18 protein-coding genes are annotated in these 20,640 nt (G+C 75.3%); 5 read left to right on the top strand and 13 right to left on the bottom strand.

The window, feature by feature from the left end:
* Nucleotides 1-4: 4 nt before the first annotated feature.
* The gene (locus ET526_RS10860; protein ID WP_135467717.1) at nt 5-1,072 is read right to left on the bottom strand and encodes an ABC transporter substrate-binding protein; all 1,068 of its coding nucleotides are present in this window, start codon (nt 1,070-1,072) and stop codon (nt 5-7) included.
* 79 nt (nt 1,073-1,151) lie between these two features.
* The gene (locus ET526_RS10855) at nt 1,152-2,105 is read right to left on the bottom strand and encodes a D-2-hydroxyacid dehydrogenase (RefSeq protein ID WP_135467716.1); all 954 of its coding nucleotides are present in this window, start codon (nt 2,103-2,105) and stop codon (nt 1,152-1,154) included.
* Nucleotides 2,106-2,232: 127 nt separating this feature from the next.
* Here ET526_RS10855 and ET526_RS10850 point away from each other — a divergent pair, with 127 nt between their 5' ends.
* A complete protein-coding gene (locus tag ET526_RS10850; protein WP_135467715.1) occupies nt 2,233-2,940 on the top strand; it encodes a glutathione S-transferase family protein in 708 nt (235 codons plus the stop codon).
* Between the two features lie 217 nt (nt 2,941-3,157).
* Nucleotides 3,158-3,796, top strand: a complete 639-nt coding sequence (locus ET526_RS10845) for a VOC family protein (RefSeq protein WP_158295559.1) — start codon at nt 3,158-3,160, stop codon at nt 3,794-3,796.
* 139 nt (nt 3,797-3,935) lie between these two features.
* On the opposite strand, the gene ET526_RS10840 is transcribed toward ET526_RS10845, so the two are convergent.
* Nucleotides 3,936-4,535, bottom strand: coding sequence for a class I SAM-dependent methyltransferase (locus ET526_RS10840; protein WP_135467713.1), 600 nt, complete (start codon nt 4,533-4,535; stop codon nt 3,936-3,938).
* A gap of 110 nt (nt 4,536-4,645) precedes the next feature.
* Here ET526_RS10840 and ET526_RS10835 point away from each other — a divergent pair, with 110 nt between their 5' ends.
* Entirely contained in the window at nt 4,646-6,016 is a 1,371-nt protein-coding gene (locus ET526_RS10835) for a PleD family two-component system response regulator (protein ID WP_135467712.1), read from the top strand.
* Between the two features lie 69 nt (nt 6,017-6,085).
* On the opposite strand, the gene rpmG is transcribed toward ET526_RS10835, so the two are convergent.
* From rpmG to ET526_RS10790, 9 genes are all read right to left on the bottom strand, one after another.
* Nucleotides 6,086-6,253, bottom strand: coding sequence for a 50S ribosomal protein L33 (rpmG, locus tag ET526_RS10830; RefSeq protein WP_135467711.1), 168 nt, complete (start codon nt 6,251-6,253; stop codon nt 6,086-6,088).
* A 92-nt stretch (nt 6,254-6,345) separates the two neighbouring features.
* Nucleotides 6,346-7,863: a S41 family peptidase gene (locus tag ET526_RS10825; protein ID WP_135467710.1), complete on the bottom strand. Its 1,518-nt coding sequence runs from the start codon at nt 7,861-7,863 to the stop codon at nt 6,346-6,348.
* Between the two features lie 29 nt (nt 7,864-7,892).
* A complete protein-coding gene (rnr, locus tag ET526_RS10820) occupies nt 7,893-10,175 on the bottom strand; it encodes a ribonuclease R (RefSeq protein ID WP_135467709.1) in 2,283 nt (760 codons plus the stop codon).
* Nucleotide 10,176: 1 nt separating this feature from the next.
* A complete protein-coding gene (gene topA / locus ET526_RS10815) occupies nt 10,177-12,933 on the bottom strand; it encodes a type I DNA topoisomerase (protein ID WP_135467708.1) in 2,757 nt (918 codons plus the stop codon).
* 105 nt (nt 12,934-13,038) lie between these two features.
* Nucleotides 13,039-14,136: a DNA-processing protein DprA gene (gene dprA / locus ET526_RS10810; protein WP_192898683.1), complete on the bottom strand. Its 1,098-nt coding sequence runs from the start codon at nt 14,134-14,136 to the stop codon at nt 13,039-13,041.
* Nucleotides 14,133-14,720 carry a glycerol-3-phosphate 1-O-acyltransferase PlsY gene (gene plsY, locus ET526_RS10805; protein ID WP_135467707.1) on the bottom strand — a complete coding sequence of 196 codons (588 nt, stop codon included), beginning with the start codon at nt 14,718-14,720 and terminating at the stop codon, nt 14,133-14,135. The genes dprA and plsY overlap by 4 nt, the downstream gene beginning before the upstream one ends.
* Nucleotides 14,717-15,994, bottom strand: a complete 1,278-nt coding sequence (gene pyrC / locus ET526_RS10800) for a dihydroorotase (RefSeq protein WP_135467706.1) — start codon at nt 15,992-15,994, stop codon at nt 14,717-14,719. Before pyrC ends, plsY begins: the two co-directional genes overlap by 4 nt.
* Nucleotides 15,991-16,446, bottom strand: coding sequence for a GNAT family N-acetyltransferase (locus ET526_RS10795; protein WP_135467705.1), 456 nt, complete (start codon nt 16,444-16,446; stop codon nt 15,991-15,993). Before ET526_RS10795 ends, pyrC begins: the two co-directional genes overlap by 4 nt.
* Nucleotides 16,443-17,393, bottom strand: a complete 951-nt coding sequence (locus ET526_RS10790; RefSeq protein ID WP_135467704.1) for an aspartate carbamoyltransferase catalytic subunit — start codon at nt 17,391-17,393, stop codon at nt 16,443-16,445. The genes ET526_RS10795 and ET526_RS10790 overlap by 4 nt, the downstream gene beginning before the upstream one ends.
* A 151-nt stretch (nt 17,394-17,544) precedes the next feature.
* Here ET526_RS10790 and ET526_RS10785 point away from each other — a divergent pair, with 151 nt between their 5' ends.
* Complete coding sequence (locus tag ET526_RS10785; protein ID WP_135467703.1) at nt 17,545-18,543, top strand: hypothetical protein; 999 nt, start codon at nt 17,545-17,547, stop codon at nt 18,541-18,543.
* Nucleotides 18,544-18,557: 14 nt separating this feature from the next.
* Complete coding sequence (locus ET526_RS10780; protein WP_135467702.1) at nt 18,558-19,802, top strand: TIGR02594 family protein; 1,245 nt, start codon at nt 18,558-18,560, stop codon at nt 19,800-19,802.
* A 12-nt stretch (nt 19,803-19,814) separates the two neighbouring features.
* Here ET526_RS10780 and ET526_RS10775 read toward each other — a convergent pair whose 3' ends face one another.
* Complete coding sequence (locus tag ET526_RS10775) at nt 19,815-20,636, bottom strand: thiazole synthase (RefSeq protein WP_135467701.1); 822 nt, start codon at nt 20,634-20,636, stop codon at nt 19,815-19,817.
* Between the last annotated feature and the right edge of the window lie 4 nt (nt 20,637-20,640).

The raw sequence follows: 20,640 nt of genomic DNA, 5'->3' as shown, positions 1-20,640 counted from the left end.
GACGCTAGACCCCGAAGGTGTCGCGCCAGAGCTCCCGCACCTCCGGGATGCCCCGCTCGATCTCCTCGTCGGTCGGGCGGATGATCTTCACCGTGGCGAGGTCCCGCGCGCCGGGGAAGGAGGGCACGTCGCTGCGCACGATCTCGCTGAAATTCTCCGCCTGGATCTCGCAGGAGCGCTTGCTGAGCAGGAACTCGACGAACAGCCGCGCCGCGTTGGGGTTGCGCGTGCCTTTCATGATCGCGGTCGGGGAGATCATCAGCACCGTCCCGTCCTCGGGGTAGTTCACGGCCAGAGGGTTGCCGCGCGAGGCGCTGCGCAGCGTGGTCGCGCCGGGTCCGGCGCCGACCCAGCGCTCGCCGGCGTTCAGCATGGTGACGGTGTCGTTGATCGAGCGGCCGATCTGCGGCCTGTTCCGCTCCAGGCGCTTGAAGAAGTCCCAGCCGTAGAGCTTGCGCATCGTCACCACCCAGGTCCCGACATAGCCGGAGAAGGCGGGGTGGCCGACCGTGACACGGTTCTCCCACTTCGGGTCGAGCAGGTCGGTCCACTTCACCGGCGCCTCCTCGCGGCTGACCCGGTTGGTGTTGAAGTTGATCAGCACCGTGCCGATGGAGGTGGTGTGGTAGTAGCCGTCCTTGTCGATGTCGCGCAGCGAGGGGATCACGTGCTGGATGTTCTCCGGCACGTACTTCTCGAAGCGCCCGTCCTCCTTCAGCCGGATGTAGTGGCCGACGTCGGTGGAGCTGAACACGTCGCAATTCTGCACCCGCGCGCGCAGGTCCTGCGACAGGCGCTGGAAGGCGACCTGCGCGGTGGTGCGCACCACGTTCGCCTTCACGCCGGGGAAGGCCTCGTCGAAGGCGCGGCCGAGCGCCTCGGCGGTCTCGCTGTTGTAGTGCGCGACGTACCAGGTGGCCTGCTCGTTGCGGGCGCGCGCCGCCTCGTAGAGCTTGCGCTGGTGCTCGGTGATCTCGTCCGGCTGCCGGGCGCGCGCGATCGCCGGCGCCGCGAGCGCCGCCATCCCCAGCATTGCGAAGCCGCGCCTGCCGATGTGCCCGTTCTCGGACATGGCTTTCCTCCCGGATTATGGTTTGACGGAATGGTGGCACCGGCCTCGCGGAGGCGTCAACCGCCCCCCCCCCCGGCCGTCAGTATCCCGCGGCGCGGTCCACCACCTCCCGCAGCGGCCGCCCGTCGAGGAAGCGGGCGAGGTTGTCGGCGAGCAGCGCGGCGACGATCGCGTCGCGTTCGGGATGCAGGCCGCCGATGTGCGGCAGCACCATGATGCCCTCCGTGGTCCAGAAGGGATGGTCCGGCGGCAGCGGCTCCTCGCGGAACACGTCGAGCACCGCGCCGGCGATGCGCCGCTCCCGCACCGCCGCCACCAGGTCCTCGTCCACGATCAGCGCGCCACGGCCGAAATTGAGCAGCCACGCCTCGCGCCGCATCCGCGCCAGGCGGCGCGCATCCATCATGTTCTCGGTCTCCGGCGTCGCCGGCAGCAGCAGCAGCACGAAGTCGGACTGCGCCAGCACCTCCTCCGTGCGGTCGGGCGGGAACACCTCGGCGAGGCCGGGCAGGGGCGCGCCGCCGCGCCGCGTGCCGATGACGCGCATCCCGAGCGCCCGCGCGAGCCGCGCCACCTCCTGGCCGATGGCGCCGAGGCCGAGGATGCCGAGCGTCTTTCCGCCGAGCGGGACGGAGACGCGCCGCGTCCAGCGCCGCTCCCGCTGGTCGAGCGCGATGGCGTGGTAGGGCTTGGTGATGTGGAACAGCGCGCCCAGGATGTTCTCGGGCATCGAGCTGCGATGCGTGCCGCGCGCGCAGGTGAGCACGATCTCCGGGCGCAGGTCGGGCAGGGCGAGCCACCCTTCCACGCCCGCGGTCAGCGCCTGGATCCAGCGCAGCCGCGGCATCCGCCCGATCAGGCCGGGCGGCGCGCCCCAGGCGAGCATCGCCTCCGTTCCGGCGAGCGTCTCCTCCGAAGGCATGGCCTTGCGCGGCAGCGCCTCGATCGCGACGCGGCCCTCGAGGCCGGCGGCGGCGATGGCGGCGCGGTAGGGCTCCGCCTGGTCGGTCCAGAGCAGCAGGCGCGGCGGCATTCCGATCCTCCCCGGGTGTCCCGGCGCGCAGCCTAGGCCGGGCGGGCGGGTCCGGCCATGGGCGGCGTGGGGTTGCGCGCCCGGCCATCCCCCCGGCAAGCTTCCCGGAGGCGGAGAGGAGACGCGCATGGCGCCACCCATCCAGGTCTGGACCTGGCCCACCCCCAACGGGCACAAGGTCCACATCATGCTCGAGGAACTCGGGCTGCCCTACGAGGTGATCCCGGTGGACATCGGCAAGGGCGAGCAGTTCAGGCCGGAATTCCTCGCCATCACGCCGAATCACCGCATCCCCGCGATCGTGGACCCGGAGGGGCCGGAAGGCCGCCCGCTGGCGCTGTTCGAGAGCGCGGCGATCCTGATCTACCTCGCGGAGAAGACCGGCAGCGCCCTGCTGCCGAGGGAGGGGGAGGCGCGCTACCGCTGCCTGCAGTGGACCATGTTCCAGATGGGCGGCATCGGCCCCATGTTCGGCCAGTACAACCACTTCGCCAATTACGCGGCGGAGAAGCTGCCCTACGCCATCGAGCGCTACGGCAACGAGGTGCGGCGCCTGCACCGGGTGCTGGAGAAGCGCCTGGCCGAGAGCGCCTATCTCGCGGGGCCGGACTACAGCATCGCCGACATCTGCACCTTCCCCTGGATCCGCAACGCCGACCGGCGCGGCATAGACCTTGGCGAGTTCCCGGCGGTGCGGCGCTGGCACGATGCCATCGCGGCGCGTCCCGCGGTGCGGCGCGGCGTCGCCGTGCTGGCCGACCGCCAGCGCCGCGCGCCGATCACCGACGCGGAGCGGGAGGTGCTGTTCGGCAGGACCCAGTTCGCCCCGCGCTAGGCAGCTCGCGGAAGGGAGGGAAACAGCCAGGAACGAGAAACCACAAGGCTTGGCAGGGATCGCCGCCGGCGGGTGAGATGCCCGTGAGGATGATGCCGGGGCATTCGCCCGGAGGCCCGGCCAAGCAAAGAATGCCCACGGGGGAGGACAGGGGGGCAGGGCGGCGCCGGGCATGCGGCTCCGTCCCGGCACCACGGGAAGGAGAAGGAAAGGCCGCATGGCGGAGATCGACCACATCGTCCTCGGTGCCAGGACCCTGGAGGAGGGGGCCGAGTACATCGAGCGCCATCTCGGCGTCCGGCCGGATCCCGGCGGGGCGCATGAGGGCTTCGGCACGCACAACCTGCTGCTGGGTCTCGGGCCTGCCTGCTACCTGGAGGTGATCGCCCCCGACCCCAGCCAGCCGGAGCCGGAACACCCCCGGCCCTTCGACCTCGACGACCCCGCGATGCGCACGCGCCTCGAGGCGGAGCCCTCGCTGATCGCCTGGGTCGCCCGCACCCCGGTGCTGGATGCGGTGGTGGCGCGCCTCGGCCCGCGCGGCGGGGAGATGAGGGCGATGCGCCGCGGCCGGCTCTCCTGGCGCATGGCCTTCCCGCCTCAGCGGCAGGACATGGACAACCTGATCCCCGCCCTGATCCAGTGGGACGGCCCCGGCGCCGCCTCGCAGATCAGGGACAGCGGCTGCCGCCTGCTGGCGCTCGAGGCCGAGCACCCCGAGGCGGAGGCGCTGCGCGCCGCCCTCGCCGAGCGGGGGCTGGAGGAGGCGCTGCGGGTGCGACGCAGCCCTCATGCGCGGCTGGTGGCCCGGCTGCGGCGCCCCGACGGGGGGGAGGTGGCCCTGACCTCCGGCTGAAGGCGGAAGCGGCGTGTGCCCGGCCCCGCAGGCGCAATCGCTTCTTATCGGGCCGGCGCTGTGCTATGCGTCACAGCGTGAGCGGTCATGGCGGAGTACCACCCCTGCGCGACTCCCCGGCGGAGGTGTCATGGGCTCCCTAGCGGGCAGGTTGGTAGCGCCACACGCTTGCAGGCGGGAAGTTGAGCGGCGTCCACGCCTCGCGCCGGGCCGTCAGGCCGAGGGCTCGGTAGGGCAGGGGCGACGTGATGCAATAGGTATAGAGCAGGAAGCCGCGGCCCGGCGCCACCGCCTCCACCGCCTCGACGAAGCGACGCTGCTGGGCGAGCGGCAGCAGCACCAGGGGGATGCCGCAGATCGCGGTGCCGACCTTGCCGTGCCAGCGCGAGGGGAGCATCCGGGGCAGTTCGAAGGCGTCGCCCGTGATCACCGTGGCGCCGGGCAGGACACGGCGCAGATGCGCCGCCATGTCGGGCACGATCTCCAGCACCACCAGCCGTTCGGGCGGCACCCCTGCGGCGATCAGGGCGCGGGAGACCACGCCGGTTCCGGCACCGAGTTCGACCACGACCTCATCCTCCGCCCGCGTCACCAGCGCGGCAATGCGGCGGCACAGGCTGGGGGAGGAGGGGATGATCGAGCCCATCTGCAGGGGGTTCGCCATCCACCGCCGGAAGAACAGGGCGATGTTGGCCACGCCCCTGCGGTCCTCGCGTTCGCTTGCCGTGATGTCGGACATGCCGTGCTCCTTCCACACGTCCTGGCCTCTCTAGGCGCTGCCGTGCAGCGGACGAACCCCCGCGGAGGTTCCGGCGCCATGCCTGCGCCCACTCTTCACGGAGCCGTCACATGACGGCCCGCATCCTGGTGGTGGACGACATCGCCACCAACCTGCGGCTGCTCGAGGTCAAGCTGCAGGCGGAATATTACGAGGTGGCGCTCGCGGGCTCGGGGGCGGAGGCGCTAGCCCTGGCCCGCACCTGGTCGCCGGACGTGATCCTGCTCGACGTCATGATGCCCGGGATGGACGGCTACGAGGTCTGCCGGCGCCTGAAGGGCGACCCGGCGACCGCCCATATCCCCGTGGTCATGGTCACCGCGCTCGCCGACCAGTCCGAGCGGGTGCGCGGCCTGGAGGCCGGGGCCGACGACTTCCTCTCCAAGCCCATCGACGATGCGACGCTGTTCGCCCGCCTGCGTGCCCTGCTGCGCGTCAAGCAGGTGCAGGACGCTTGGCGGCGCGGCGTGGCGGCGGTGCAGGAGCTCGGGATCGAGGCGCCCTGCGACCCCGCGCTCGACCTCGGCGGCGCCCGCGCCCTGGTGGTGGGGGGCGATGCCGGGGAGGCGGCGCGCATCCAGGCCGCGCTGGCCGCCGACGGGCTGTCGGCGCGCCGCGCCGCCGAGCCCGAGCACGCGCTCCGCCTGCTCTCCGAGGGCGGCTTCGACCTTGCCCTGCTCTGCCTCGCGGCGGAGGGGGGCGAGACGCTGCGCCTCGCCTCCCGCCTGCGCGCCCAGGCGACGACGCGCGACCTGCCGGTGCTGCTGGTCGCGGACCCGGACCAGCGCCGGCTGGTGCTCCGCGGCTTCGACCTCGGCGTGAGCGACCACCTGTTCCGCCCGCTCGACCTGCACGAGCTGCGCGCGCGGGTCCGCAACCAGATCCGCCGCAAGCGCTACCAGGACGGGATGCGGGACATCCTGGACCGGTCGCTGAAGATGGCGGTGACCGACCAGCTCACCGGGCTGCGCAACCGCCACTACGCCAGCCGCTACCTGGAACAGCTCCTGCGCGGCAGCGACGCGGCGGTGCTGCTGCTCGACGTGGACCGGTTCAAGGCGGTCAATGACGGCTTCGGGCACGAGACGGGCGATGCGGTGCTGCGCGAGGTCGCGCGGCGGCTGCAGGCGCAGCTTCGCGGCGCGGATGTGGTGGCCCGCTACGGGGGGGAGGAGTTCCTGGTCGCGCTCGCCGCCGAATCCGCGGACTATGCCGCCATGGTGGCGGAAAGGCTGCGCCAGGCGATCAGCAGCGAGCCCTGCCTGGTCGGGCCGCTCAGCATCGCCGTCTCCGCCAGCATCGGCCTCGCCATCGCCCCCATCGGCACCCCGGTCGCGGCCGCCATCGGGGCGGCGGACGCCGCGCTCTACCGCGCCAAGGCGCGCGGGCGGGACTGCGTGGTGATGGCGACCGCCGCGGATCTGGTGCCCCAGCCGGCCTGAGGTGGATCGCGGGCGGCCGGAAACGGCCAGGTGGAAACGGCCCTGCGGCCCCAAGGGAAGGGGGCGCGGCTACTTGATCTTGGCCTCGCGGAAGACGACGTGCTTGCGCACCACGGGGTCGTACTTCTTCTTCTCGAGCTTGCCGGTGGTGTTCCGGACGTTCTTCTTGGTCACGTAGAAGAAGCCGGTGTCGGCACTGCTCACCAGCTTGATCTGGATGGTATTCGCTTTGGCCATGGCGAAGCCTTCTGTCCCTGGGGTTCGGGGCGCTCAAGGGCGGGGACACTAGCGGCGGAGCCGGGCGCGTCAAGCGGAACCGGACAGGGGGGTCAGCGCGCCCGGGCCGCCTCGTAGGCGGGCGGGGAGTCGAGCAGCGCCTGGGCGGCGGCGAGGTCCGCCTCCCGCCCTTCAGCCGGCGGGCAGGCCTCGCGCAGCGCCACCTGCTCGCTCGCCGGCACCGGCGGGCGGGCGGCGCGCAGGCGGGCGAGCAGCGGAGCCATCGGCGACTCGCCCCGGCGCAGCCGCGCCAGCGTCTCGGCCAGGGCCTCGGCGCCGAGGCTGGTGCACAGCGCCGGCACCACGCCGAGCCCCTGGATCGGCCAGCCCCCGGGCGCGAGCACCCGGGCCCAGGTGACCAGCAGCTCGCCCCCGTTCGGCAGCGGCGCCACCACCTGGATCAGCCCCTTGCCCATGGTGGTGCTGCCCGCCACCACCGCCCGGCCGCGGTCGGAGAGCGAGGCGGCCACGATCTCCGCCGCCGAGGCGGAGCGCCCGTCCACCAGCAGCACCATCGGCAGCCCGGCGGCGATGTCGGCCTCGTCGGCGAGGTAGAGGCGCTCCGCCTCCGGGTGCCGCCCCGAGGTGCGGATCACGACGCCCCCCGGCAGGAAGGCCGAGGCCACCGCCACCGCCTGGCCGAGCAGCCCGCCCCGATTGCCGCGCAGGTCGAGCACCAGGCCGCGCAGCGCCCCCGCCCGCCGCGCCTCGGCCAGCGCCTCGGCCAGGCGCCGGTCGGTGTCGTTGGCGAAGACCTCCAGCGTCAGCCACAGGATCTCCTGCCGCCGTTCCGCCCGCAGCGCCGGGGGCTGCGCGGCGAGGCGCGGCAGCACCACCTCGAGGCGCCGGCCGGCGCGCTGCAGGGTCAGCCGCACCTGGCTGCCCGGCGGCCCCTCCAGCAGGGCGACGGCCGCGCCAAGGTCATGCGCCGACACCGCCACCCCGTCCACCGCCAGAAGCCGGTCGCCGGCGCGCAGCCCCGCCTCCTCCGCCGGCCCCCCTTCCTCCACCCGTGCCACCACCACCGCGCCGCCCCGCCCGGCGCCGAGCCGCAGGCCGAGACCGGACTGGCCGACGCGACGCGCCCGCGCCGCCCGCGCCTCCGCCGCGCTCAGGTAGCGGCTGTAGGGGTCGAGGTGGTTGAACAGCTCCTCGAAGGCGCTGCGCAGCATCCCCTCCGCCCCGGCCCGCCGCAGCGCGGGAGAGGCGCGCCAAGCCGCCTCGAACAGCGCCGCCAGGGCGGTGGCGAGCTGGCCCGCCGCGGCCGGAGGCGGCCCGCCCGGCACCGGGCGGGCGCCGAGCAGCCGCTCCGGGTCCGAGAGCAGCAGCGTGCCGGCGCTGAGTTCGGGCCGCAGGCCGGGGTCCAGCACCTCGAGGCCGCGCAGGCTCCACAGGCCGAGCTCGGCCGGCGCCGCCGCCTCCAGGTGGCGCTCAAGCACCACCTCGAAGGCGGAGGCGAAGACCGCCTGCACCAGGTCGCGCGGGAATTCCCGCTCCACCGCCCGTGCCGAGGCGGCGAGCAGCATCAGCAGCGCGCCGAGCAGGCCCGCGCCCGCCCGCCGCCTCGCCACCCTCCCGCCGGATCCGGGGCGGGGCGCCCTCAGCCGCGGCGCCCGCGCCCCGCGCCTCTCGGGCCCCGCCGCGCCACCCCCTGCATCAGGTGGAACACCATGCCGCCGGTGCGCGGCGTCGCCTCCACCAGCCGCGCCTCCACCGCCTGGCCCAGGCGGAAGCGCAGCCCCGTCCTCTGGCCTGCCAGCGAATGCGTGGCCTGGTCCTCGGTCCATCGGTCGTCCGGCAGGGATCCGAGCGGGACGATTCCGCTCGCGCCATTCGCCTCGACGGTGACGAAGAGGCCGAAGCGTGTCACGCCCGAAATGCGCGCCTCGAACACCTCGCCCACATGCTGTGCCATGTATGCCGCAAGGTAGCGGTCCACCGCGTCGCGCTCGGCCGCCGCCGCCCGGCGCTCGGTCTGGGTGACGTGCTCGGCGGTGTCGGGGAAGCGCGCCGCCTCCGTCTCCTCCAGCGCCCCGGCGCCGAGCTTGAGGCCGCGGATCAGCGCGCGGTGCACGAGAAGGTCGGCGTAGCGGCGGATCGGGCTGGTGAAGTGGGCGTAGCGCGGCAGGCCGAGGCCGAAATGCCCGATGTTGTCCGGGCTGTAGGCGGCCTGGGACTGGCTGCGCAGCACCGTCTCGTGCACCAAGCGCTCCTCCGGCCGCCCGCGCGCCTGGTCGAGCACGCCGGCGAAGTCGCGTGGGCGCAGGCGGTCCGCGGGCGGCAGGGAGAGGCCGAGGCCGGAGAGGAATTGCCTGAGCGATTCCAGCTTCTCGTCCGAGGGGCGGTCGTGGATGCGGTACATGCAGGGGGCGCCGAGCCGCTCCAGCTCCTCCGCCGCGCAGACATTGGCGGCGATCATGAACTCCTCGATCAGCCGGTGGCTGTCGAGGCGGGCGCGCGGCACCACGCCGGCGACATGGCCGCGGGCATCGAGCAGCACCCGCCGCTCCGGCAGCTCGAGGTCGAGCGTGCCGCGCCGCTCCCGCGCCGCGAGCAGGGCGCGGAAGGCGCCGTAGAGCCGCGCCGTGTGGCCCTGCGCCAGCCCCTCCGGCTCGGTACCGGCATCGGCCGCCGCCTGCACCTGCTCGTAGGTGAGGCGCGCGGCGCTCCGCATCACCCCGCGGCCGAAGCGGTGGCGGAGCTTGGTGCCGGAGCGGTCGAACCACATCTCGACGAACAGGCAGCCGCGCCTCTCCCGCGGGCGCAGGCTGCACCAGCCGTTGGACAGCGCCTCGGGCAGCATCGGCACCACCCGGTCGGGGAAGTAGACGCTGTTGCCCCGCGCCCAGGCCTCGCGGTCGAGCGCGCTGCCGGGGCGGACATAGTGGGCGACATCGGCGATGGCGACGATGACGCGCCAGCCCTCGCCCTCCGGCTCCGCCCACACCGCGTCGTCGAAGTCGCGCGCGTCCTCGCCGTCTATGGTGACGAGGGGGATGGCGGTCAGGTCCTCCCGCCCCCGCGCCGCCACGCCGCGGGCGCGCTCGGCCTCGCGCACCGCCTCGGCGGGGAAGATGTCGGGGATGCCATGGGCGTGGATGCAGACGAGGGAGACCGAGCGCGGCTCCCCCATCACCCCCAGCCGCTCGACGATGCGCGCCGGGCGCAGGCCGAGGTGGCGGTGCGCGGGCAGGGGCTCGGCCAGCACGATCTCGCCGGGCTTCGCCTCCCCCGCCTGGCCGGGCGGCACCGCCCATTCCGCCTTGTGGCGGCGGTCGGTCGGGATGATGCGCCCCTCCTCGTAGACGCCGAGCACCCGCGCCGGCGCCGCGCCGCCGAGGCGCTTCAGCGTGCGCCCCTCGTACTTCCCGGCGCCGAGGCGCCTGAGGCGCGCCAGCACCCGCTCCCCGGGCGCGAGCGCCGGCTGCCCCTTCGCCTCGGGGTGCATGTGGATCACCGGCGGCCGGCCCCGCTCCGCCTTCCAGCCGAGGGGGCGGGCGATCGGGTCGCCGTCCGGATCGGTGCCGGTGACCTCGACCACCGCCGTCTCCGGCAGCCGGGCCGGGACGGCGGCGGAGAGGCCCCGCCGGCCCGCGGGGGCGGCGGCGCCTTCGGCCTTCAGCTCGGCGAGGAGGCGGCGCAGCGCCGGGCGCTGCCCGGGGGCGAGGCCGAAATGCCGGATGATCTCCGCCCTGCCGACCCGGCCGGGCGCGGCGGCGAGGAAGCGGCGCAGCGCCTCCTTCGAGGGCAGGGGCGGCGGTTCCGCCGCGCGGGCGCGGGCGCGCCGCGCCGGGCGCTCCGGCGCCGGCGCCGCGTTCCTGGCCGGGGCCCCCTCCCGCCCGTCCTTGCCGCGCCGCGACGCCGAGCCGGGGAGGCGGGCCATCTCAGCCCTCGCCCTTGCGCCGGCCGCCGGATTTGGCAGCCGGCCGCTTCTTCCTCGTCGCGGCGGCGGTCGTCTTGGCGCCGCGCCGCGCCGCCGGCTTGGGCTTGGCCGCGGCCCGCACCGCCGGGGCGCGCTTCCGGGCAGCGGGGGCGGGCGCCTCGGCGCCCTCCGCCGGCGCCGCCGCCGCGCGGGCGGCGCCGCGCTTCGCCGCCGTGGCCTTGGTGCCCTTCCGGCCGCGCGGGGCCAGCTCCTTCCCCTTCTCCCGCAGCAGCGCGACCGCCTGCTCGAGCGTCACCTCCTCCATGTCGGTGTCGCGCGGCAGGCTGGCGACGGTCTTGCCGTGCTGGACGAAGGGGCCGAAGCGGCCCTTGCGCACCTCGACCGGCGCGCCATCCGCCGGGTGCGGGCCGAGCAGCCGCACCTTGGCGCGCGCCTTGGCCAGCAGGTCCATGGCGCGGTTCATGCCGAGCGTCAGCACGTCGTCGCCCGGCTCCAGCGACTGGTAGGTGTTGCCGAGGCGGACATAAGGGCCGAAGCGGCCGATGCCGGCGGTGATCTCCCCCCCTGTCTCCGGGTCGAGCCCGATCACCCGCGGCAGGGAGAGCAGCGCCAGCGCCCGGTCGAGGTCCAGCGCCTCGGGGTCCATGTCGCGCGGCAGGCTGGCGCGGCGGGGCTTCAGCTTCTTTCCCTTCTCGTCCTCCGTCTCCTCGCCGAGCTGGAGGTAGAGGCCGTAGGGGCCGCGGCGCAGCGTCACCGCCTGGCCGGTGGCCGGGTCGGTGCCGAGCTCGCGCGGCCCTTCCTGCAGGGCGCTCGCCGTGTCGCCCTCGGCGCCGGGGACGGCGAGGGGGCGCGTGTAGCGGCATTCGGGGTAGTTGGAGCAGCCGATGAAGGCGCCCTGCCGCCCGAGCTTCAGCCCGAGCCGGCCGGCGGCGCAGGCCGGGCAGGCGCGCGGGTCGGCCCCGTCCTCGCGGGCGGGGAAGAAGTGCGGCCCCAGCTCCTCGTCCAGCGCCTCGATCACGTCGCTGATCTTGAGGTCCCTGGTGGCGTCCACCGCGCGGCGGAACTCTTCCCAGAAGGCGCGCATCACCGCCCGCCAGTCCGCCCGCCCGCCGGAGATGTCGTCGAGCTGTTCCTCGAGCGCGGCGGTGAAGCCGGTGTCCACGTAGCGCTCGAAGAAGGCGACCAGGAAGGCGGTGACGAGGCGCCCGCGATCCTCCGGGACGAAGCGGCGCCGCTCCAGGCGCACATACTCCCGGTCCTGCAGCACCTGCAGGATGGAGGCGTAGGTGGAGGGGCGGCCGATGCCGAGCTCCTCGAGCTTCTTCACGAGCGAGGCTTCGGAGTAGCGCGGCGGCGGCTGGGTGAAGTGCTGGTCCGCCGTCACCTCCTGGGTCTTCAGCGGGTCGCGCTCGGCCATGGGGGGCAGGGTGCGGCCCTCCTCGTCCTCGGCGCCGGTCGGGTCGTCGAGGTCCTCGCGGTAGAGCTTGAGGAAGCCGTCGAAGGCGATGACCGAGCCGGTGGCGCGCAGCCTGGTGCGGTCGGCCTCGTCGGCCAGCTCCACCGTGGTCTGGTCGAGCTCGGCCGAGGCCATCTGACTGGCCACGGCGCGCTTCCAGATCAGCTCGTAGAGGCGGCGCTGGCGCTCGTCGAGGAAGCGGGCGACCCGCTCCGGGGTGTTGCGCACGTCGGTCGGGCGGATCGCCTCATGCGCCTCCTGGGCGTTCTTGGCGCGGGAGGCGTACTCGCGCGGCCCGGGCGGCAGGTAGTCGCCCCCGAACGCCTCCTTCACGTGGTCGCGGATCGCGACCATCGCCTCGCGCGCCATCTGCACGCCGTCGGTCCGCATGTAGGTGATGAGGCCGACCGTGTCGCCCCCGATGTCCACCCCCTCGTAGAGCTGCTGCGCAAGGCGCATGGTCTGCTGGGCGCCGAGGCCGAGCTTGCGGCTGGCCTCCTGCTGCAGGGTGGAGGTGGTGAAGGGCGGGGGCGGGTTGCGCCGCACCCGCTTCCGCTCGACCGAGGCGACCGAGAAGGCGCCGGCCTCGACCGCCGCCTTGGCGCGCATCGCCGCCGCCTCGTCGGGCAGGTCGAACTGTTCGAGCCTGCGGCCGTCGAGATGCGTCAGCCGGGCGGTGAAGGGGGCGCCTGCCGGGGTCAGGAACCGCCCCTCCACGGTCCAGTACTCGCGCGGGCGGAACGCCTCGATCTCCGCCTCGCGCTCGCAGATGAGGCGGAGCGCGACCGACTGCACCCGCCCGGCCGAGCGGCTGCCCGGCAGCTTGCGCCACAGCACCGGGGAGAGGGTGAAGCCCACCAGGTAGTCGAGCGCCCGCCGCGCCAAGTAGGCGTCGATCAGCGCCCGGTCGAGGTCGCGCGGGCTGGCGAGTGCCTGCTGCACCGCGCGCTTGGTGATCTCGTTGAAGGTGATGCGCCGGACCTCGAGCCCCTTCAGCGCGCCCTTGCGCGCCAGCATCTCCCGCACGTGCCAGGAGATCGCCTCCCCCTCCCGGTCGGGGTCGGTGGCGAGGAAGAGGCGGCGGGCGCCGCGCAGCGCGCGGGCGATCTCGTTCACCTGCCGCTCGCCGCGCTCCTCCGCCTCCCAGTCCATGGCGAAGTCCTCCTCCGGCCGCACGCTGCCGTCCTTGGGCGGCAGGTCGCGGACGTGGCCGAGGCTCGCCAGCACCGTGAAGTCGCGGCCGAGATACTTGTTGATCGTCTTGGCCTTGGCGGGCGATTCGACGACGACGACGTCGGGCATGGATCCTCGATCCGCAGGGCTCCGTGACGGGAAGCTACGCCAGGGAAGCCGATTCGTTGCACTCCGGCATCCGGGGCGCGCCCCCCGCCGCCCGGCCTGTCCCGCTCAGCCCCGGCCGGTCAGGGCCACGCGGTTGCCGGGCAGCATCTCCACGCTGCCTGCCAGTTCGAGCTCGAGCAGGACCGCCTGGACGGCGGCCGGCGAGAGGTGGCAGCGCCGCAGGAGATCGTCAACCGCGATCGGGCTCGGGCCAAGCAATTCAAGAACTTGGCCGTGGGCACCGGCGGGGGGCGGGGGCTCCTCCGCCGCCGGGCGCGGGGGCGGGGCGCGCCGGGGGGCGAGCGGCGGCGCCGCGCGGGGCGCCTGCGGCAGGTGCGCCAGCACGTCCTCCGCCGTCTCGGTCAGGTGCGCGCCCTGGCGGATCAGGTCGTTGGAGCCGCGGCAGCGGGGGTCGAGCGGGCTGCCGGGCACGGCGAACAGCTCCCGCCCCGCCTCCAGCGCCAGCCGCGCCGTGATCAGGCTGCCGGAGCGCGGCGCCGCCTCCACCACCACGACGCCGAGGGCGAGGCCGGCGACGATGCGGTTGCGCCGGGGGAAGTGGCGGGCCAGCGGCGCGGTGCCGAGCGGCGCCTCCGCCACCACCGCGCCGCCCTCGGCGGCGATGCGCGCCTGCAGCGCCGCGTTCTCCGGCGGGTAGGGGCGGTCGAGCCCGCCGGCGATCGCCGCCACGGTGCGCCCCGCGCGCAGCGCGCCGAGATGCGCCGCGGCATCCACCCCGCGCGCCAGGCCGGAGACGACGACCAGCCCCGCCCGCGCCAGCGCTCCGGCCAGCTCCTCGGCGATGCGCCGCCCGGCGGCGGAGGCGTTGCGCGCCCCGACCAGGGCGACGGCGCGGGGCGCGAGCGCCGCCGGGTCGCCGAGCACGGCGAGGGCGGGCGGCGCGTCCTCCAGGAGGTCGAGCAGGGGCGGATAGCCCGGGGTGCCGGCGAAGAGGAACCGACCGCCGAGCCGCGCCAGCGCCTCCATCTCGCGCGCCGCCCCGGCCTCCGGCGCCGGGGCGAGGGGGCGGCCGCCGAGGCGGGGCAGCGCCGCCAGCGCCCGCTCGGCGCTGCCGTGGCGGGCGAGCAGGCGCCGCACCATCACCGGCCCGACCCCCTCGGTGCGGGCGAGGCGGAGCCGCGCCAGCGCCTCGGCCGGGGTCACGTCTTCTTCTGGCCGATGCGCGGCTCGGTGCCGGCGCGCAGGCGGGCGATGTTGGGGCGGTGGCGCCAGACCACGAGGGCGGCGATGCCGGCGGCGAAGAGGGCGAGGTCGCCCCGCCCCGCCGCCAGCGCGATCAGCGGTGCCGCGGCGCAGGCGGCGAGCGCCCCGGCCGAGGAGATGCGCGTCGCCGCCACCGTGGCCAGCCATACCGCCAGCGCCGCGAGGCCGAGCCACCAGGCGGCGGCGAGCAGCACCCCGCCCCCCGTCGCCACCCCCTTGCCGCCCCTGAAGCCGAGCCAGACCGGGAAGGCATGGCCGAGCATGGCGCCGAAGCCCGCCACCAGCCCCGCCGCCTCCCCCCACAGCCAGCCCGCCAGCAGCAGCGCCGCCACCCCCTTGCCGAGGTCGAGCGCCAGCGTCGCCGCCGCCAGCGCCTTGTTGCCGGTGCGCAGCACGTTGGTGGCGCCGATATTGCCCGAGCCGATCTGGCGGATGTCGCCGAGCCCGGCGGCGCGGGTCAGCAGCAGCCCCCAGGGCACCGAGCCCAGCAGGTAGCCGAGGGCGAGAGCGAGGAGCGCGCTCATGCGCCGAACACCCGCCGCCCGGCCTTCCAGGTGCCGACCACCCGCCCCTCGAGCGCGCGGCCGTCGAAGGGAGAGTTCTGCGCCTTGCCCGGAAGCTGCCCGGCCTTCACCTGCCAGCCGCGCTCGGGGTCGAACAGCACGAGGTCGGCCGGCGCGCCCCTGGAGAGCCGCCCGACGGGCAGGCCGAGCAGCCGCGCCGGGCGGGCGGTGAGCAGGTCGAGCGCGTGCAGCAGGGAAAGCTCCCCGGCATGGACCCGCGCCAGCGTCACCGCGAGCAGGGTGGCAAGGCCCGCACCCCCGGCCTCGGCCTGGGCGAAGGGCTGGCGCTTGTCGTCGGCGTCGCGCGGCTGGTGGTCGGAGGCGATGGCGTCCACCGTGCCGTCGGCGAGCGCCGCCGCCACCGCCTGCCGGTCGTCCTCCGGCCGCAGCGGCGGGGAGAGCTTGGCGTAGGTCCGCCAATCGCCGATCGCCGTCTCGTTGAGGTCGAAATAGGGCGGCGCGGTGTCGCAGGTGACGGCGAGGCCCTCCGCCTTGGCGGCGCGGATCTCGGCCAGCGCGGCGGCGGTCGAGACATGGGCGAAGTGGACATGCCCGCCGGTGAGGCGGGCGAGGGCGATGTCGCGGCGGACCATCAGCGCCTCCGCCATCGCCGGGATGCCGGGCAGGCCGAGGCGGGTGGCGAGCTCGCCCTCCGTCGCCGCGCCGCCGGCGGCGAGCGTCGGCTCCTCCGGGTGCTGCACGACGAAGCTGCCGAAGGCGCGGGCGTAGGAGAGGGCGAGGCGCATCACGCGGGCCGAGGCGATGGCGCGCCTGCCGTCGGTGAAGGCGACGGCGCCGGCCTCGCGCAGCAGGCCGTATTCGGCGATCTCCTTCCCCTCGCAGCCGCGGGTGGCGGCGGCGTAGGGCAGGAGGGCGATGCTGCCCGTCGCCTCGCCGCGGCGCAGGATGAACTGCACCAGCGCCGGGTCGTCGAGCGGCGGGTCGGTGTCGGGCAGGGCGCAGAGGGTGGTGATGCCGCCGGCGGCGGCGGCCTCGGCGAGGGAGGCGATGGTCTCGCGGTACTCCGCCCCCGGCTCCCCGGTGGCGGCGCGCAGGTCCACGAGGCCGGGGGCGAGGCAGAGGCCGGCGGCCTCCACCACCTCGGCGCCGTCCGGCCGGCCGAGCGCCTGGCCGAGATCGGCGATGGCGCCGTCGCGCACCAGCAGCTCGCCCGTGGTGTCGAGGCCGCTCGCCGGGTCGAGCAGCCGCGCGCCGCGGAACAGGGTCTCGGTCACGGCAGGCGCTTCTCCATGTAAATACGATGGAAGCCCTTCTCGGTGGCGCGGTGCGTCTCGACGAAGCCGAGGCCCTCGTAGAGCCGGATGTTCGCCGCCATGGCGGCATGGGTGTAGAGGCGGAGCCGGGCATGGCCGCGCCGCCGCGCCTCCTCCTCCGCGAAGCGGACCAGGCGGCGCCCGTGGCCCTTGCCCTGCTCCGCCGGCTCGACCGCGACATTGTCGAGGACCAGGGCGTCGGGCGCCTCCTCCAGCACGACGAGGCCGAGGTGGCACCCTTCGGCGGAGTCCAGCACGAAGGCCTCCCCGGCGGCGATGCGGGCGGCGTAGTCCGCGCCCATTGGTCCCGGCTCGCGGCCGACCGCCGGGATCCAGGGGGCGTAGGCGCGACGCGCCAGGGCGCGCAGCGCCCCGGCCTCCTCCGGCCGGGCGGGGCGGATGCGGAGGCTCATGCGTTGCGCCGGAGGTCGCGCGCCAGCACGTCGAGCACCGCCATGCGCACGGCGACCCCCATCTCCACCTGCTCGCCGATCACGCTGCGCTCGGGGTCGTCGGCGATGGCGCTGTCGATCTCGATGCCGCGGTTCATCGGCCCGGGATGCATCACGATGGCGTCCGGCTTCGCCAGGGCGAGCTTGGCGCGGTCGAGGCCGTAGAAGCGGAAGAACTCGCGCGGGGAGGGGACCAGGCCGGCGCTCATCCGCTCGCGCTGCAGGCGCAGCATCATCACCACGTCGGCGCCGGCGAGCCCCGCGCGCATGTCGTGGAACACCTCGACGCCGAGGCGCCCCGCCTCGGCCGGGATCAGCGTCGGCGGGCCGACGACGCGCACGCGGGCGCCCATGGTGGTGAGCAGGTGGATGTTGCTGCGCGCGACGCGGCTGTGCAGCACGTCGCCGCAGATGGCGACGGCGAGGCCCTCGAGCCGCCCCTTGCGGCGGCGGATGGTCAGCGCGTCGAGCAGCGCCTGGGTCGGGTGCTCGTGCGTGCCGTCGCCGGCGTTGATGACGCTCGCCGAGACCTTCTGCGAGAGCAGCGCCGGGGCGCCGGACTGGCCGTGGCGCACCACCAGCAGGTCGCAGTGCATGGCGTTCAGGGTGGCGGCGGTGTCGAGCAGCGTCTCGCCCTTGTTCACGCTGCTGGTCGAGACCGACATGTTGATCACGTCGGCGCCGAGGCGCTTGCCCGCCAGCTCGAAGCTGGTGCGGGTGCGGGTGCTGTCCTCGAAGAACAGGTTGATCAGGGTGCGGCCCTTCAGCAGGTCGCGCTGCGTCTTCCCGGAGCGGTTCAGCAGCGCGTAGCTCTCGGCCAGTTCCAGGAGCGCGCCGATGTGCGGCGGCTCGAGGCCCTCGATCGCCAGCAGGTGACCGTCGGGCAGGACGGGATAGGAGAAGGACATCGCGACTCGTCCGGGACGACGGGCGGCACCCTAACCGCCGCGCCCGGCCAGGCCAAGCCGGCCGCGCCGGCCCGATCTGTGCGCCAAGTCACGGCGCGGGCGGGCCCGCCCGCCGCAGCATCCCTCCGGCATGACGGGAGGGGAGGCGGCGATGGGCGCTGCCGATGCCGGGCGCCTTCTGGCCACGGCGGCCATGGCGGCGACGCTGGCGGGCTGCGCGGGCTTCGGCGCGGCGCCGCGCTCGCCGGTCCGCGACATGGAGGCCGCGGTCGCGGGGCTCGAGACGGCCTACGCGCCCTCTGCGGTGCTGGCCTGCCTGGAGACGCCGCTGGAGGCGCAGCGCCCCTGCCGCGACCGCATCGCGCAGGCGCTGATGGTGGCGGTCGATCTGCGCTACGCCGACTACGAGCTCGGAATGTTCGACGGCCACCGCTATGGCGGCTTCGCCGCGACGCTGGCGCAGCTCGGCCTGACCACCGCGGCCTCCGTCTCCGGCGCGGCGCCGGCGCGGCTCCTCGCGGCGCTGGCCACCGGCGTGACCGGCGCCCGCGCCGCCTTCGAGCGCGAGGTCCTGGCGGAGCGCACGGTGACGGCGCTGCAGAGCGCGATGCAGGCCCGGCGCGGCCAGGTCGGCGCCCGCATCCGCGCGGGGCTGATGCAGCCGGCCACCGTCTATCCGCTCGGTGCGGCGATGGCCGACCTCTACGCCTATTTCCGCGCCGGCACGATGGTCGGGGCGGTGGTGGGCCTCGGCGAGGCGGCGAGCGAGGATGCGCGGCTGGCGCGGGAGCGGCTGGACGGGATGGTCGGGCTGCGGCCGCTGCGCGAGGGCGCCGCCCCGGCGGCCGTTCCCGCCCCCGCCCCGGCGGGGGCGGCGGCGCGGCCCCCGTTCCCGGAAGGGCCGCCGCAGGGGATGGGGCTCTCCATGGCGCCCGCCGCCGTCGCGCTGCGCGACTGGGTGCGCGCGGGCGGCCCCGCGGCGGAGCCGGCGCGGCGCCGGCAGATCGCCTGCCACGCCGAGGAGCTGGGGATGGGCCGGATCACCGTCGCCTCCTTCCTGCGCGACGACCGCGCGGAGGCGGAGGCGCGGCGACAGCGGGTGCTGGAGCGGCTGCGCGCCGGCTCGGAGCGCTGCGGCGCCATGGGGTGAGGGAGGGGTGCGGGATGACGATCGTCACCGGCTGGCATGGCGGCCTGACCGCCGCGCAGGCGGAGGAGATGGAGGAGGAGCTCCGCGCCGACGCGGAGGCGGAGGGAGTCGGCATCGCCTTCCGCCGCGCCGGGGAGCCGGAGGGGAGCGTGGCGCTCGGCTGGTTCGTCCTGCCGCCGCCCCGCCTGGCGGAGGTGGCGGAGGCGGGGGCGCCGCCGGGCGGCCTCGCCGCGGCGATCCGGGAGGCGGCGGCCCGGGTCGGGGTGGAGGCGCTGGCGCTGGCCACCTTCGCCGCCCTGGAATCCGGGTTCGACCCCGCCGCGCGCTCGGCCACCTCCAGCGCGCGCGGCCTGTTCGGCATCATCGACGGCACCTGGGAGAGGCTGGTGGCGCGGCACGGCGCTGTGCACGGCATCGCGGCGGCCGACCGCGACGACATCCGCGCGCAATGCCTGATGGCGGCAGAGCTGCTGCGCGGCACCGCGGCGGCGCTCGGCCGCGGCCTCGGCCGCCGGCCGGCGCTCGCGGAACTCTATTGCGGTCACTTCCTCGGTTCGGCGGCGGCCGCGGCGCTGCTCGCCGCCGACCCGGCCGAGCCCGCCATCGGGGTGCTCGCCCGCTTCTACGCGGAGACCCGCCTCGGCGCCGGCTTCGCGGAGCGGATCCGCGTGGCGAACCGCCCGATCTTCGAGGACGGGGGCACCGTCCGCAGCGCCGGCGAGGTGCTGGCGCTGCTGCGGGACAGGGTGGAGCACGTCCTGCCCCGGGCCCGCGCGCTGCTCGCCGCCGCCCCGTCCGCGGCGCTCCCGCCCGTCGCGCCGGCCACGAAGCCCGAATGGCTGCGCGTGGCGGAGGCCGAGGAGGCGGCCGGCGTGGCGGAGCTGCCGGGCCGGCCGAGCAACCCCAGGATCGAGGAGTACTTCGCCTGGACCACCCTCGGGGAGCAGCCGGACAGCACCTCCTGGTGCGGCGCCTTCGTCAGCTTCTGCCTCGGCATGGCGGGGGAGGTGGGGATGGGCAGGGGCTCGGCCCGCGCCGCCAATTGGCTGGGCTGGGGCCGGCCGCTCGCGCGGCCGCGGCCCGGCTGCGTGGTGGTGCTGCGGCCGCAGGCGCCCGGCACCTCCGGCCATGTCGGCTTCTGGGTGGGCGAGCGCGGCGGCAAGATCACGCTGCTCGCCGGCAACCAGGGCAACCGCGTGCGCCGGCAGGACTACGCCATCACCGAGCTGCAGCCCGGGGGCTTTCGCTGGCCGGCCTGAGCGCGGAAGCGCTCAGGTCTTGCGGATCAGCCCCCCGAGCGGGCTCGACGGATCGGCCACGTACTGGCGCGGCATCCGCCCGGCGAGGTAGGCGAGCCGCCCCGCCTCCACCGCCGCCTTCATGGCCCGCGCCATGGTCACCGGGTCCCGGGCATGGGCGATGGCGCTGTTCATCAGCACCGCGTCGCAGCCGAGCTCCATGGCGATGGCGGCGTCCGAGGCGGTGCCGACGCCGGCATCCACCAGCACCGGCACCTTCGCCTGCTCGACGATGGCGCGGATCATCACCGGGTTCTGGATGCCGAGGCCGGAGCCGATCGGCGCGCCGAGCGGCATGACGGCGCAGCAGCCCATCTCCTCCAGGCGCCTGGCGGCGATCGGGTCGTCGTTGCAGTAGACCATCACCTCGAACCCGTCCTTCAGCAGCGCCTCGGCCGCCTCGAAGGTCGCCCGCATGTCGGGATAGAGGAAGGGGGGCGGGCCCAGCACCTCGAGCTTCACCAGGTTCCACCCCCCGGCCTCCCGCGCCAGGCGCAGGGTGCGCACCGCGTCCTGCGCGGTGTGGCAGCCGGCGGTGTTGGGAAGGTAGGTGTAGCGCTTCGGATCCACGTAGTCCTGCAGCATCGGCGCCTTGGGGTCGCCGAGATTGACCCGCCGCACCGCCACCGTGACGATCTCCGCCCCCGAGGCCTCGATGGCCCGTCCGGTCTCCTCCAGGTCCTTGTAGCGCCCGGTGCCGACGATCAGGCGGGAACGGAAGCGGCGGCCGGCAACCTCCCAGATGTCGTCGGCGCCGCCCGGGATGCCGCCTTCTTGCGTAGAGCGCGCCAGCATGGGT

The sequence above is a fragment of the Crenalkalicoccus roseus genome, from assembly GCF_004761865.1.
Taxonomy (GTDB): Bacteria; Pseudomonadota; Alphaproteobacteria; order Acetobacterales; family Acetobacteraceae; genus Crenalkalicoccus; species Crenalkalicoccus roseus.
This window is presented reverse-complemented; position numbering and strand designations above follow the sequence as displayed.

Coding starts and splice junctions, on each gene's coding strand:
- ET526_RS10860 (WP_135467717.1), bottom strand. CDS start 1,072: ATGTCCGAGAACGGGCACATCGGCAGGCGCGGCTTCGCAATGCTGGGG.
- ET526_RS10855 (WP_135467716.1), bottom strand. CDS start 2,105: ATGCCGCCGCGCCTGCTGCTCTGGACCGACCAGGCGGAGCCCTACCGC.
- ET526_RS10850 (WP_135467715.1), top strand. CDS start 2,233: ATGGCGCCACCCATCCAGGTCTGGACCTGGCCCACCCCCAACGGGCAC.
- ET526_RS10845 (WP_158295559.1), top strand. CDS start 3,158: ATGGCGGAGATCGACCACATCGTCCTCGGTGCCAGGACCCTGGAGGAG.
- ET526_RS10840 (WP_135467713.1), bottom strand. CDS start 4,535: ATGTCCGACATCACGGCAAGCGAACGCGAGGACCGCAGGGGCGTGGCC.
- ET526_RS10835 (WP_135467712.1), top strand. CDS start 4,646: ATGACGGCCCGCATCCTGGTGGTGGACGACATCGCCACCAACCTGCGG.
- rpmG (WP_135467711.1), bottom strand. CDS start 6,253: ATGGCCAAAGCGAATACCATCCAGATCAAGCTGGTGAGCAGTGCCGAC.
- rnr (WP_135467709.1), bottom strand. CDS start 10,175: ATGGCCCGCCTCCCCGGCTCGGCGTCGCGGCGCGGCAAGGACGGGCGG.
- topA (WP_135467708.1), bottom strand. CDS start 12,933: ATGCCCGACGTCGTCGTCGTCGAATCGCCCGCCAAGGCCAAGACGATC.
- plsY (WP_135467707.1), bottom strand. CDS start 14,720: ATGAGCGCGCTCCTCGCTCTCGCCCTCGGCTACCTGCTGGGCTCGGTG.
- ET526_RS10795 (WP_135467705.1), bottom strand. CDS start 16,446: ATGAGCCTCCGCATCCGCCCCGCCCGGCCGGAGGAGGCCGGGGCGCTG.
- ET526_RS10790 (WP_135467704.1), bottom strand. CDS start 17,393: ATGTCCTTCTCCTATCCCGTCCTGCCCGACGGTCACCTGCTGGCGATC.
- ET526_RS10785 (WP_135467703.1), top strand. CDS start 17,545: ATGGGCGCTGCCGATGCCGGGCGCCTTCTGGCCACGGCGGCCATGGCG.
- ET526_RS10780 (WP_135467702.1), top strand. CDS start 18,558: ATGACGATCGTCACCGGCTGGCATGGCGGCCTGACCGCCGCGCAGGCG.
- ET526_RS10775 (WP_135467701.1), bottom strand. CDS start 20,636: ATGCTGGCGCGCTCTACGCAAGAAGGCGGCATCCCGGGCGGCGCCGAC.